This window comes from Nonomuraea sp. IBHARD001, from assembly GCF_056106265.1.
Genome location: NZ_JBWBBW010000002.1, coordinates 2,435,299 through 2,448,299, shown reverse-complemented (window position 1 = coordinate 2,448,299; position 13,001 = coordinate 2,435,299). Strand labels below are relative to the sequence as shown.

13 protein-coding genes are annotated in these 13,001 nt (G+C 72.7%); 6 read left to right on the top strand and 7 right to left on the bottom strand.

The genetic code is table 11. The features are described 5' to 3' along the window. Positions 1-156 precede the first annotated feature (156 nt). From ACTWNK_RS13390 to ACTWNK_RS13380, 3 genes are all read left to right on the top strand, one after another. Entirely contained in the window at positions 157-561 is a 405-nt protein-coding gene (locus ACTWNK_RS13390) for an ACT domain-containing protein (protein WP_474304246.1), read from the top strand. Between the two features lie 115 nt (positions 562-676). Further along, positions 677-1,939 carry a choice-of-anchor A family protein gene (locus ACTWNK_RS13385; RefSeq protein ID WP_474304245.1) on the top strand — a complete coding sequence of 421 codons (1,263 nt, stop codon included), beginning with the start codon at positions 677-679 and terminating at the stop codon, positions 1,937-1,939. 72 nt (positions 1,940-2,011) lie between these two features. Beyond that, positions 2,012-2,746 carry a hypothetical protein gene (locus ACTWNK_RS13380; RefSeq protein WP_474304244.1) on the top strand — a complete coding sequence of 245 codons (735 nt, stop codon included), beginning with the start codon at positions 2,012-2,014 and terminating at the stop codon, positions 2,744-2,746. Positions 2,747-2,924: 178 nt separating this feature from the next. Here the strand turns inward: ACTWNK_RS13380 and ACTWNK_RS13375 are convergent, their stop codons facing one another. From ACTWNK_RS13375 to ACTWNK_RS13350, 6 genes are read right to left on the bottom strand one after another with little or no spacing between them, the layout of a single operon-like run. Further along, on the bottom strand, positions 2,925-5,588 hold the full coding sequence (locus ACTWNK_RS13375; RefSeq protein ID WP_474304243.1) for a fumarate reductase/succinate dehydrogenase flavoprotein subunit: 2,664 nt from the start codon (positions 5,586-5,588) through the stop codon (positions 2,925-2,927). Beyond that, positions 5,588-6,343: an ABC transporter ATP-binding protein gene (locus ACTWNK_RS13370; RefSeq protein WP_474304242.1), complete on the bottom strand. Its 756-nt coding sequence runs from the start codon at positions 6,341-6,343 to the stop codon at positions 5,588-5,590. The genes ACTWNK_RS13375 and ACTWNK_RS13370 overlap by 1 nt, the downstream gene beginning before the upstream one ends. After that, entirely contained in the window at positions 6,340-7,122 is a 783-nt protein-coding gene (locus ACTWNK_RS13365) for an ABC transporter permease (RefSeq protein WP_474304241.1), read from the bottom strand. Before ACTWNK_RS13365 ends, ACTWNK_RS13370 begins: the two co-directional genes overlap by 4 nt. A 43-nt stretch (positions 7,123-7,165) precedes the next feature. Continuing rightward, positions 7,166-8,581 (bottom strand): ABC transporter substrate-binding protein, encoded by a 1,416-nt coding sequence (locus ACTWNK_RS13360; RefSeq protein ID WP_474304239.1) that lies wholly within the window; start codon positions 8,579-8,581, stop codon positions 7,166-7,168. Positions 8,582-8,592: 11 nt separating this feature from the next. Further along, complete coding sequence (locus tag ACTWNK_RS13355) at positions 8,593-8,820, bottom strand: 4Fe-4S dicluster domain-containing protein (protein WP_474304238.1); 228 nt, start codon at positions 8,818-8,820, stop codon at positions 8,593-8,595. Further along, a complete protein-coding gene (locus ACTWNK_RS13350) occupies positions 8,811-9,563 on the bottom strand; it encodes a GntR family transcriptional regulator (protein ID WP_474304237.1) in 753 nt (250 codons plus the stop codon). The genes ACTWNK_RS13355 and ACTWNK_RS13350 overlap by 10 nt, the downstream gene beginning before the upstream one ends. Before the next feature lie 182 nt (positions 9,564-9,745). Here ACTWNK_RS13350 and ACTWNK_RS13345 point away from each other — a divergent pair, with 182 nt between their 5' ends. Further along, positions 9,746-10,765, top strand: a complete 1,020-nt coding sequence (locus tag ACTWNK_RS13345; protein WP_474304236.1) for an SCO7460 family lipoprotein — start codon at positions 9,746-9,748, stop codon at positions 10,763-10,765. 28 nt (positions 10,766-10,793) lie between these two features. On the opposite strand, the gene ACTWNK_RS13340 is transcribed toward ACTWNK_RS13345, so the two are convergent. Further along, a complete protein-coding gene (locus ACTWNK_RS13340; protein WP_474304235.1) occupies positions 10,794-11,324 on the bottom strand; it encodes a MarR family winged helix-turn-helix transcriptional regulator in 531 nt (176 codons plus the stop codon). Between the two features lie 49 nt (positions 11,325-11,373). On the opposite strand from ACTWNK_RS13340, the gene ACTWNK_RS13335 reads away from it, so the two are divergent. After that, positions 11,374-12,156 (top strand): SDR family NAD(P)-dependent oxidoreductase, encoded by a 783-nt coding sequence (locus ACTWNK_RS13335; protein WP_474304234.1) that lies wholly within the window; start codon positions 11,374-11,376, stop codon positions 12,154-12,156. Then, positions 12,153-12,998: an SGNH/GDSL hydrolase family protein gene (locus ACTWNK_RS13330; protein ID WP_474304233.1), complete on the top strand. Its 846-nt coding sequence runs from the start codon at positions 12,153-12,155 to the stop codon at positions 12,996-12,998. Before ACTWNK_RS13335 ends, ACTWNK_RS13330 begins: the two co-directional genes overlap by 4 nt. The last annotated feature ends 3 nt before the right edge of the window (positions 12,999-13,001 follow it).

The window sequence follows — 13,001 nt, the reverse complement described above, 5'->3', positions numbered from 1 at the left end:
GGACGGGGGGTGTGTTGGTGCCGCGCTCCAGGGGCGGCGCTCGCGGGTGGGGGTCGGGAGGGGGTGGCGGGCGGTGGGTGGCGACGAGCGGGCGGTGGGGAGGGGTGGGTGGTGGGCTTGGGCGGATCTGTCGGTGGCTGGCTCTAGGGTGTCGCCATGAGTGCAGCCATGTCCCCTCGGCCGATGTCCCAGCGGCTCGGTGTGGTGCCGTCGGTGTTCGCCGTCGAGCACCTGCCGCAGGCGACGTTCCCCGACGACGACGAGTGGATCGCCCTCGTGCGTGCGCCCGAGGGCCTCACCGTCGTGCGCGAGACCTGGCCCGAAGGCAACGGCGAGCGCTGGGTCGGCCTCTACGGCGGCACGGGCAACGCCCACAGCCTCGACACGCCCGGCATGCTGGCCGCCGTCCTCACGCCGCTGGCCGAGGCGGGCATCGCGGTGTTCGTGGCCTCGACCTTCCACGCCGACCTGGTGCTGGTGCCCGAGCCCAGGCTCAAGGAGGCGATCACCGCACTTGAGCAGGCGGGCCACCGCGTGGCGGGCCGGGGCGAGCGCGCCTGACCCTCGCCTTCGTGACGGCGTGTCGCGTGTGCTGACGCTGCGTGCGGCGTACCTTGGACACGCTGTGACACCTGCGATCAAGCCTCCCTAGATCGCCATGCGACGAGGAGGCGTGATGGGCGGACGACTGCGCGCTGCCGTGGGCAGGACGACGGCGGGGGCGGCCACGGCGTTGTGCGTCGTGCTGATCGGCGGGGTGCTGGTCTCCAGGGTGAGTGCCGATCCCCTGCCCGGCGGACTCGGGCCGTGCCTGGGCAGCGAGTGCCCCGCGACGTTCCCGCCGCTCAACAACGGCGACTTCACCGGCCGCGACGAGGCCATCAACATCTACGTCGGCGGCGGGTACCAGGTCAGGGAGGGCGCCGCCGAGGCCGAAGGCAAGATCGTGGTGATCGGCGACTTCGACCAGAACAAGCGCGAGGGCGTCTCGGCGATCTACAACATCGGCATCGTGGGCGTCGGCTCGCGGGTGCCGCCGCCCGACGGCTCCGACTTCCTCACGACCGGCGGCTCGGTCACGGTCGCGAGCGGCCAGCGCCTGGTGGCCGAGGGAGGCGTCGTCAAGCACGCGGGCCCGCTGAGCGGAACGGTGATCGACGATGCCGTGCTCGACCCGAACGCCGCCGAGCCGTACGAAGGGCTCGCCCCTCAGCTCACGGCCGCGAGCATGTGTTACGCCGACGACGGCAGCGGCACCAGGCCGGCCACCGGCACCGCGGTGAACGAGGGCACGCGCACGCTGTTCACCGGCGACGGCAGCTCGGCGATCCAGGTGTTCAATGTGAACTTCGACCTGGTGAACCCGGCGGGCGGCGGCCAGCAGGCCCTGGAGTTCGAGGGCATACCCGCCGGGGCGACCGTCCTGGTCAACATGCTCGGCTCGGCGCGCGTCATCAACACCTTCAGCGGCGACCCCACCGACACCTCGCCGTTCAACGCGCTGCGCGAGCGGCTGCTGTGGAACTTCCCCACCGCCACCGCTGTGACGATCCAGGGCACCGGCCAGTTCCAGGGCAGCGCCCTGCTGGGCAATGCGGCGGGCACGGCGGCGATCTCGGTGCCCGGGTTCAACGGCCGTTTCTTCACCGCGGGCAACCTGCTGCACACCTCGGCGGCCGGGGGCGGCGGCAACGAGTTCCACGCCTACCCGTTCGACGGCGACCTGCCGACCTGCTCCATCCCGACGCCCACCCCCACCCAGACCGTGACCCCCACGCCTACGCCGACCCCCACCCCGACCCCAACTCCCACACCCACACCAACGAAGACGCCCAAGCCGACCAAGACGCCCAAGCCCACGAAGAAGCCGAAGCCCACCAAGAAGCCGAAGCCGACGAAGAAGCCCAAGCCGAGGCCGTCGGAGAAGCCGACCCTTTAGCCGACCCTGTAGCCGCCCTGTAGCCCAGCCCCACGTCTGCCATCCGGGGACGGGCGTCCATATAGTGAGCGGGTGGAACCGGGTGATCTGCACGGTCAGCGCGTCCTCCTGGACCGGCGAGGCGGCGCCGGGAGGGCCAGGTCCCCGGTGAACAGGCTCTTCGAGGCGCACCAGCGCGGTGTCAGGGCCGCCGCCGCCGAATCGCCCGTCGAGGTCGTGACGGGCGCCGCCGCGGCCAGGCACCGGGTCCCGCGTCTCGTCTCCGGGGTACGCCATCGGGTCCGCAGGCTCGACCGCCCGCCGTACGCGCTCGACGTCACCGGCAGGGCCGGGCTCGGCCGTCTCGCTGCCGGGGTGGACCACCGGGTCGTGTACGCGCACGACGCGCTCGCCGCCGGTGGGGTCGGGCCGGGCGAACGGGCCAGGGTGGCGGTGGAGCTGCCGATGAACATGACGATCGCCGACGACGACCTGGCCTGGCTCACCACCGGGCCGGACGGCGGCGAGACGACCTTGACGATCGTGTACGCGGGCGGACTGCTGGCGGCGCTGTCCGGATTGTTCGAGAGCTGCTGGAGCGCGGCCGTGCCCCTGCATCCGGCGACCGGGCCCGACGTCTCGATCCGGGCCGCCGACCGCAGGCTCCTGGTCCTGCTGAACGCCGGGGTCAGCGACGACGCGGCCGCCGAGACACTCGGCCTGAGCCGCCGTACCTTCTACCGCCGCCTCGAACACCTCATGAGCCTCACCGCCACCACGAGCCGCTTCCAACTGGCCGCCGCCGCGGTACGCCGGGGATGGCTCTAGGCCAGTTCAACGGCCTCGCAGGATTGAGCGTCGATTTCCTGGACAGGTAACCGGCTCACCTTCCTGAGGGAAGGCGGAGGGGATGGAGGGGTGCGGGCCGGATGTGGCGCCGCCCGCACCCCGACCCTCCTCCAGCGCGATCCTTCTCGTCGCTCCGCCTCTGCGCTTCTTCTCCGCGTTACTCCTCGGTCAACGCCTTGCGGGCGTAGGCGCGGACGTCCGCGTCGGCGTCCTCCAGGGCCGCGCGCAGGGCCGCCCCGACCGCCGCCACCCCGGCCCACGGTGAGAGCGCCAGGACCGCGGCCTTGCGGACGTCGAGGTTGGGATCGGACAACGCACCCGCCAGCAGCGGCGAGGCGTACGGCTCGTCGCAGGCGGCCAGGCAGCGGGCGGCGCCGACCCTGACCTGCCAGGCGGGATCGCGCAGCGCGGCCTCGGCCGGGGCCCGCAGCGGAGCGCCCACCGCGCCCGACGACTCCAACGCCGCCGCCCGGACCAGCGGATCGGGGTCGGCCGCGAGCGTGGCCAGGGCGGGTGACGGCTTGCCGATGAGGCCGATCCCCCGCGCCGCCCAGACACGCACCTCCCGGGAGGGGTCGGCGGCGGCCGATGCGACCAGGTCGCTCTCGTCGAGGGAGACCAGGCCCCTGATCGCCTCGATGCGTACCCTGCGGTCCTCGTCCGCCATGGCCGAGGCGAACGTCGGGCCCGTGCCGAGCCTGAGCGCCCTCAGCACGTCCAGGGCGGTGGCCCGGACGAGGGCGTCGGCGCCCGACAGGCGTTCGGTCAGGGCACGGCCGAGCGCGGGTGTGGCGGGCAGCACCTCGACCAGTTCGCGCAGACCGGTCGCGGCGGCCCGGCGTACGGTGCCGTGGTCGTCGGCCAGGGCGGTGACCAGGGCGGCGGCGGCGCCTTCGGGCACCGTCTCGGTGAGTGCGGCGATCGCGGCCCTCCTGACCTTGGGGTCGGCGTCGGACAGGTAGGGGGCGAGCTGCTCGACGGTCGGCTGCTCGTCGGCCAGGCGGTGCAGCTCCAGGATGCGGGGCGAACGGCCGACGGCGGGACGGTCGGCACGGGGTCCGGCGCCGCGGCGTACGGCGGCGGTGGTGTGCGCGCCGAGCAGGACGGGCTCGCCCTGGGCCGGAACGTACTCGGGGACCGGCACGAGATACGGCTCGACGGGGCGTTTGACGAACTCCATGGCCCCGTCGGAGCGCTTGCGCAGATTGAGGTGGTACAGCCAGTCGGCGTCGTCGCGCACCGGCAGGTCGGCGCGTTCGTGGTAGAGGCCCCAGCGGCTCTCCGTACGGGTGAGCGAGGCACGGGCCGCCATCTCGGCGCAGTCGCGGATGAAGTCCACCTCGGCGCAGCGCATGAGCTCGTGCGGCGTGCGCGCCCCCATCGCGGCGATCTCCTCACGCATGCGCTCGAACGACTCCAGGGCCAGCTCCAGCTTCGCCCCGGTCTTGGGCGGACTGACATAGTCGTTGACGAATCGCCGCAGCTTGTACTCCACCTGCGGCTGCGGCGGCCCCTCCGGATGGCGCAGCGGCCGGTAGACCAGCGCGTGCGCGGCCTCGATCTGCCCGTGCGGCAGCTCGGCCGAGGGGGTACGACCGGAGGCGGCGGCGTGCGCCCCGGCCAGGTCGCCGAAGACGAACGCCCCGATCATGTAGTTGTGCGGCACGCAGGCCAGGTCACCCGCCGCGTACAGGCCGGGCACGGTCGTGGCGCCGTGCTCGTCCACCCACACGCCGGACGCCGAGTGCCCGCCGCACAGGCCGATCTCGGAGATGTGCATCTCGACGTCGTGCGTGCGGTAGTCGTGGCCGCGTCCCTCGTGGAAGGTGCCCCTGGTGGGGCGTTCGGTGGAGTGCAGGATGGTCTCGACGGCGCTGATGCTCTCCTCGGGCAGATGCCGGAGCTTGAGGTAGATCGGGCCTCTGGCCGAGGCGATCTCGGCGGCCACCTCCGCCATCATCTGGCCCGACCAGTAGTCGGAGTCGACGAACCGCTCGCCCTGGTTGTTGACCTGGTACCCGCCGAAGGGGTTGGCGACGTAGGCGCAGGCCGGGCCGTTGTAGTCCTTGATCAGTGGGTTGATCTGGAAGCACTCGATGCCGCTGAGCTCGGCCCCCGCGTGGTAGGCCATGGCGTAGCCGTCCCCGGCGTTGGTGGGGTTCTCGTAGGTGCCGTAGAGGTAGCCGCTGGCCGGCAGGCCGAGCCGCCCGCACGCCCCCGTGGCCAGGACGACCGATCCGGCGGCGACCGTGACGAACCGGCCTGACCTGGTGTCGAACCCGGCGACGCCGACCGCCCTGCCGCCTTCGGTGAGCACCCTGACCGGCATGACGCGGTTCTCGATGCGCACGCGCTGCCTGATGTCCTTGCGGCGCAGCACGCGGTACAGGACCTTCTTGACGTCCTTGCCCTCGGGCATCGGCAGGACGTAGCTGCCCGAGCGGTGCACCCTGCGGACGGCGTAGTCGCCGTACTCGTCCTTCTCGAACTTCACGCCGTAGCGTTCGAGCCGCCTGACCATCTCGTGGCCCCTGGTGGCGGTCTGGTAGATCGTCTTCTGGTTGACGACGCCGTCGTTGGCTCGGGTGATCTCGGCGACGTAGTCCTCGGGGGTGGCCTTGCCGGGGATGACCGCGTTGTTGACGCCGTCCATGCCCATGGCCAGGGCGCCGCTGTGGCGCACGTGCGCCTTCTCCAGCAGCAGGACGGAGGCGCCGTTCTCGGCCGCGGTGATCGCGGCCATCGTTCCGGCGGTGCCGCCGCCCACGACCAGTACGTCGCACTCCAGGTGCAGGCGGTCCTCGATCGAGGGGACTTCCATCACAGCTCCTCCAGGATGCGGGCACGCAGTGCGCTCCGGTCGGCGCCGGGGTCGCGCGGCCCGGCCACGTCGAGCACCGTGCGCACGCCGCCGTCGCCGAGCACCGCGATCCGGTCGCCGAGCAGCAGCGCCTCGTCCACGTCGTGGGTGACGAAGACGACCGTCGCCCTGGTGTCGCGCAGCACGCCGAGCAGCAGGCGCTGCATCTGGCCCCGCGTCTGGGCGTCGAGCGCGCCGAACGGCTCGTCCATCAGCACCGCGCGCGGCTCCCCGACGAGCGCCCTGGCCAGCTGCACCCGCTGGCGCATGCCGCCGGACAGCTCACGCGGCAGCCTGTCTTCGGAGCCGCTCAGCCCGACCCGCTCGATCCAGGCCAGCGCCGCACGCGCCCGTTCCTTGCGCGCGACGCCCCGGATGCCGAGCGGCAGCTCCACATTGCGCCTGACCGTGCGCCACGGCAGCAGCCCGTCGTCCTGGAAGACCATCGAGCGCTCCCCCGAGGTCGCCGCGACCGCCACCCCGTCGGCGAGCACGCGCCCCGAGTACGGCGCCAGCAGCCCGGCCAGCGCCCGCAGCAGTGTGGACTTGCCCGACCCGGACGAGCCGACCACGACCAGCACCTCCCCGGGCACGATCTCCAGATCGACCTCGCGCAGCACCAGCCCGTGCCGGTAGCCGAGCGAGAGCCGCTCCAGCGTGATGCCGAGCCCGCCACGCGCCCGCGCGACCTTGGCCTCGTCCGTGAGCGTCGTCATACGCCACTCCCCTCCCCGCGCGGCAGCCACCGGGTGGCCCTGCGTCCGATCAGCTCGACGGCGGCCGAGGTGAGCCAGCCCAGCGCGCCGATGGTGGCCATCCCGACGATCACGGCCGGGTAGTCGACGAGCGTGTAGGAGTTCCACGTGCGATAGCCCACGCCGAACTCACCGGAGATCATCTCCGCCGAGATGACGCAGATCCACGCCACTCCCATCCCGACCGACAACCCGCCGAACACCCCCGGCAGCACGCCGGGCAGCACGACGCCGAACAGCACGTGCCGCCTGCCGCCGCCGAGCGTCCTGACGGCGTCCTCCCACAGCGTGGGCAGCGCCCGTACGGCGTGCCGTGTGCTCACCATGATCGGGAAGAAGGCCGCGGCGAACGTGATGAACACGATGCCCTGCTCGTCGGTCGGGAACAGCAGGATCGCCACCGGCACCAGCGCGATGGCCGGGATCGGCCTGACGACCTCGACCAGCGGCAGCACCACGTCGCGGGCCCGGCGCGACCTGGCCACGGCGATCCCGGCCGCGATCCCGGCGACGGCGGCCAGGCCGAACCCGGTCAGGATCCTGACCAGGCTCTGCAGCAGGTCGAGATAGTAGGTCGGGGTGGCCAGCTGCCCGGCGAAGCGCACGGCGATCTCGTCCAGGGTGGGCAGCCTGTCGAACCTGAGCCACAGCCGCGCGTCGGTGACGGTCAGCACCTGCCACAGCCCCGCGGCGGCCAGCAGCGCCCCGGCCTTGACCACCCAGCCCGAACGCCCGCTCATCCGCGTCCGCCTTCGACGAGGAGCCAGATCCACGGTCCTTCGCTCATCGGGGGTCCCCCTGCGCTCCGGCCGCCTTGAGCGCGCGCTCGTAGGTCACGGGCTCGCTCTTCGGGTGCGCGGCGCGGTAGGCGTCGGCCCCCTCCTGGGTGGTGAAGGGGAGGAAGGCGGCGTTCGGCCCGGCTTCGGGGTCGTGCAGCCAGACGGCCTTGTCGGCGAACCAGCGGGTGCCGCTCACCGCGTCGGGCACGTACGCGGCGCGTACCTCGGCGGTGGCGGATGCGAGCTGGCGCAGCAGGCAGGACGGGGTGGCGGCGGGCCTGGTGGCGCTCTCGCCCCTGAGCCACAGCTCGGATGCGGTCTTCGGGTCGCCCGCCGCCACGCCGCACACCGGGTCGGCGCCGGTGATCCGGGCCGGGTTCGCGGTGGCGGCCAGGTCGGCGTCGTAGGCGGAGCCGTAGGCCTTGCGCAGGTAGGAGTCGTTGACGAAGGCGGCGGCGTCGACTCCGGCGAAGTCGGTGCCGATGCGCTTGAGGTAGGGCACGTCGTGTTCGTGTGCCGCCCTGAGCTGCGGCTTCAGGGTGACGTCGAAGGTGGAGATGCCGCCGGGCCCGTTGTAGAGGTAGACCACCTCGGCGGGCAGGCCCGTCGCCTTCGCCACCGACTCGGCCGCCTCGAGCGGATGCTCGTGCAGGTATTTCGTGGCCTCGATCTGCGCCTTGATGAAGGCGTCGACCACCTCGGGGTGCTGCTTGGCGTAGGCCTGGCGCAGCACCACCCCGTGGAAGGTCGGCACGCCGAGCGCGGAGCCGTCGTAGAGCAGCCTGCCCTTGTCCTGGAAGACGAGCAGTCCGGGCCAGGCGACGAACTGGGCGTATCCCTGCACGCCTCCCGACTCCAGCTGTGTGGCGCCGACGGCCGGTTGGTGGTTGACGGTCTGCACGTCGGACACGGGGTCGAGCCCGGCCTTCTCCAGTGCCTGGACGAGGGTGCCGTGCCCGGCGGAGCCGACGCTCGCCGAGATCTTCGCGCCCTTGAGGTCGGCCAGCGTCCGCGCCGGTGAGGCGGGCGGCACCACGACCATGTTGAGGCCGCCGCGCAGGTTGTAGCCGGTGATGGAGACGAGCTCGGTACGCGCCGACGGCACACCCTGGGTGCGGGCGGCATTGATGAGCAGCGGGTAGTCGCCCATCGAGCCGATGTCTATCTTGCCGGCGACCATCTTGGCGGTGATCGGCGCTCCGGTGTCGTAGTCCTGCCACTGCACGTCGTAGGCGGCGCCGAGCCGCTTCTCCACATAGCCGAGGCTGCGCAGGAGCGTTCCGGCCGTGACGGTGTTGATGGTCTTGGACTGGTACCCGATGACGAGCGTGGGCCTGCCCTCGCCGCCCGCCTGCCCGCCCGACAGCGAGCATCCGGCGACGGCCAGCAGGAGGGCGGCGGCGGCTGACACCTTGCGCATGGTGTGGTCCTTCATCGCAGCAGGTAGGGGATGTTGATGGTGACGGCGTCGACCGGGCAGCGCGCGGCGCACGGCCCGCAGTACCAGCACTCGTCGACGTGCATGTACGCCTTGCCGCTCTCCTCGCTGATGGCCAGGGAGTCGAGCGGGCAGGCCTCGACGCAGAGCGTGCACCCCTCGATGCACAGGGCCTCGTCGATGGTCACGGGGACCTCGACGCGCTGGCTGATCAGGGCCATGGCTGCTCCTCGGGGGTCGCGGCGCGGCGGAGGTGCCCGCGCATGGTCAGCCGGTCGCCTCGGAACCTGATGAACTCCAGGTCGACCGGGCGCCCGTCGGACAGGTGGGTGAGCCGCTCGACCATCAGCAGGGCGGCGCCGCGCGGCGCGTCGAGTGCGGCGGCGGTGTGGGTGTCGGCGTTGACGGCCTCGACGGTGAGCTCGGCCAGGCCGAGCGGCTGGCCGGCGATGGCCTCCAGCAGCACGAAGATGTCGTTGTGCTCCAGGTCGGCGTCGAACAGCGGTTCGCCGACGTCGCGTACGAGGTAGGTGAGGTCGAGCGAGAGCGGCAGGCCGTTGAGCCTGCGCAGGCGTTCCAGGTAGATGACCTGCTCGCCCTGCGGCAGGCCCAGGCGGTGGCTGACCAGGGCGGGCGGTTCGATGAGCGTCATCGTCCTGACCTGGTTGGTGACCTCGCCGTGCTCGTGCAGCGTCTCGGCCAGGCCGAGCAGGCGGTGCAGGCCGTGCGGGTACTTCTCGGCCGCGACCGTCGTGCCCACACCCGGGCAGCGCTCGACCAGGCCCTCCTCGCGCAGCAGGTCGAGCGCCTCGCGCACGGTGTTGCGCGAGGCGTCGAACTCGCGGGCCAGCTCGGCCTCCAGCGGGAGCTGCCCGCCCGCGTAACCGCCCTGCACGATCTGCCGTCTCAGCAGGTCGGCCACCTGCCTGGCCCGATCGGCCCGTCGCCGTCGTGTGTCCGGCACGTGCATCACCTCCTCCGGCACGCCCAACCTAGCAATCCGGTAGGGATATAGGGATAACGAGGAGATTGCGCCACCCGCACGCGCCGCCGTACCGCTGCGACCTGCGCGGACGCCACCCGCCTGGCAAGATCTGCCACCTGTGCCCGGTCACTCCCGTCGCAGCGGTATGTGACACTCTCAAGGTGAACGGGCGATGGGCTGGTTTTCGGGGGATCTGTACGGCTGTCGCGGCGCTCGCGCTGGCGGTCGGCGGGTGCTCCCTGGGCACGCAGGACGACCGCGAGCGCGCCGAGCGGCTCGCCGCCGAGCTCTTCCCCGACACGCTGACGGTGGTCGCCGCCCGTCCCCTGTTCCCGCAGGCGTCCGGCTCGGAGGTCATGCTCGCCATCACCGGCGACCCGGACGCCGTGGTACGGCTGCGCGTGGACGCCGACGAGGGCTCGTGCAACAACAACCCGTGCGAGCGCGAGCTCACCAATGCCGTGGCCCTGGCCAAGGGCGCGGCCGACCGGTGGCGACGGCTGACGGCCACCTTCCTGCGCTGCGGGAACCCGGTCAGGGGCATCGGCCTGGACCACGACGACCCGTGGATCGTCGCCGCGCCCACCAACGCCGACGTGCGCGCCAAACTGGCCGAGATCGGCGGCTGCGTGCGGACCTGGTCGCAGGAGCGCGTCAAGGGCGGCGCCCCGGCCGACGACACGACGCTGTCGGTGAACCTGCTGTCCCCCGAGGCGGCACGCGAGCTGCCCACGGGCGACCTGAAGACGCCGACGCTGCTGCGCATGGCCGAGACCGAACTGCAGGCCGCCCTGAGCAGACGGCCGTACTACGCCGCCACCTTCAAGGTCACCGGCGGCCTCGCCTCGGCGCGGCCCGCCTCCTTCCGGCTGGTACGGCCGTTCGCCGAGCAGCAGGAGTTCGTCAAGAAGGTGCACGCCGCCGTGCAGGAGCGGCTCGGCGCCATCGCACCCGGCGCCGTGGTCGGCGACTCGGGCGGGCTGTGGCTGCTGGACGAGGGCAGGGTCGACCGGCTCACCGGCCACGTCCTCTACTGCGCCCAGCGCCTCGAAGGCGAGCGCTGCGTCGGCGAACTGGCCGTCAGGGTGACGACCGATCTGCGGGGCGCCCTGGTGGGCGAGCCCGTACCGGTCGGCTCGGTGCGCGACGGCAACGGCCCCCTGAAGCTGCCGACCGGCTGACCTTTGTGCTGCGCGAGACGCCTCGCGCTCAGGACACGGGCACCTGCGGGGCCGGAGGACCGCCGCGCCGGTAGCCCGGGTGCACGCCGGGGGTCAGGCCCTGCTGGGCCGCCACCGTCCGCAGGAGTGCGGTGAGCTGGGCGTGCTGGTCGGCGTCGAGCCCGGCGCAGATGTCGGCCTCGTGTGCCGTCGCGCGCTCGCGCATGGCCGCCATCACCTCGGCGCCCCCCTCGGCCAGGTGCAGGGCGTAGTTGCGGCGGTCCTGGGGATTGCGGCGCCGCTCGACCAGGCCCTTGCGCTCCAGTGCGTCGACCAGGGCCACGACCCTGCTGGGCACCACGCCGAGCTCATCGGCCAGCGACTGCTGGCTGCGGCCGGGCCTGGTGGCGATCATGCGCAGGATGCCGATGTCGGAGGGCACGACGCCGAGGTCGCCGATGCGCTCGGCGAAGCGGGCGGCGGCGTGCGCGCCCACCTGGGCCAGCAGGAAGGCCGCCCCCGGCGGCCCGAACCCCGGCGGCGGGCCGTCGCCGTCCCCCACGGGCGGTGTGGTGTTCATCTTCCCGATGGTAGTGCCAACGAATAGTTCTGTGCTATGAATAGTTCACATGAGAGAAGTAATAGAGGCACAAGGCCGCTACCCCGATCTGGCAGGCAGGACCGCCCTGGTCACCGGAGGCTCACGCGGCATCGGCGCGGCGACCTGCCTGGCCCTCGCGGCCAACGGGGTCGCGGTGGCCGTCAACGGCAGGGACGTCGCCGCCGTCGACGCGGTCGTCGGACGCATCAGGGCCGCGGGCGGCGAGGCGATCGCCGCACCGGCCGACGTGACCGACGAGGAGTCGGTGCACGCCCTGCGCGACCTGGTGCGGCGCGAACTCGGGCACGTCAGCGTCCTGGCCGCCTTCGCGGGCGGACAGGGCGCGCCCGCGCCGACGCAGGAGCTCGGCCTGCGGCGCTGGCGGGAGATCGTCGACTCCGAGCTGACCTCGCTCTACCTGACCACCGCGGCCTTCCTGCCCGGCATGCGCGAGCACGGCGACGGCGTCATCCTCACCATGTCCTCGTCGGCCGGCCGCACGCCGGGCGGCGCCAACATCGCCTACGCCAGTGCCAAGGCGGCCGTGGTGATGTTCACCAGGCACCTGGCCGCCGAGGTCGGCCCGGACGGCGTCAGGGTCAACTGCCTGGCGCCGTCGGCCGTGCTCAACGAGCGCATGCGGGCCTTCATGTCGGACGAGCAGCTCGCCCGCCTGGCCGACGGCTTCCCGCTGGGCCGGATCGGCAGACCGGCCGACGTCGCCGACGCCGTGCTCTACCTGGCCTCCGACGCCGCCTCCTGGGTCACCGGCGTCACGCTCGACCTGTCCGGCGGGCGGGTGGCGGCATGAACCAGGCCATGATCGAACGCCTGATCCGCTTCCAGCACCCGGAGAAGGTGCTGCGCTACCTCGGCACTGTCGGCGAGGACCGGCTGGCCGCCCTGTTCGGCCTGGAGACCGGCGCCTACCAGGCGCTGAGGGACGACCTCGACCAGCAGGCGGCGCACGCGGCGGCCGAGCTGCTGGAGCGGCCCGGCTTCGCCGCGCTCGTCGGGCGGCTGCCGTTCGGCGCGGGCGAGGTCGTGGCGGCGGTCGGCGAGAGCACCACCGACGACCTGCTGTCGTGGTTCGAGATCCTGCGCCACCTCGTCCGGCTGGGCCGCCCCGGCCACGAGGTGAGCTTCGTCAACCTCGCCGTCTCCGGCCAGACCACCACGCAGGCGCTGAGCGGCCTGCCCGACCTGTGGTGGCGGCGGCCCGCCCACGTGCTGTGCCTGCTCGGCGGCAACGACGCCAGACGGCTCGGCTCGGCCGACGGCCCGACGCTGGTCGGCATCGGCGAGAGCGTGCGCAACCTGGACCTGCTGCACCGGCTGGGCACCTCCGGCACGGCGGCGCGCTGGACCTGGCTGACGCCGACCCCGGTCGACGAGGCCAGGGTGGCGGCCTACCAGCCGTTCCAACGCGTGCGCACCTCGTGGGCCAACGCCGACATCGAGGCCGTCGCCCTGGCGATCACCGAGCGGCGCGGCGAGCAGGTCGTGCGCACGGAGGCCGCCCTGCCCGCCGACGCCGGGACCGCATGGCACCTCGACGACGGCGTCCACCTCTCGCTGGCCGGCCAGCAGGCGGTGGCGGCGGCGCTCGTCGAACACCTGGCGACGCCGTGGCCGACCGGCCGAGGTGAGTAGGGC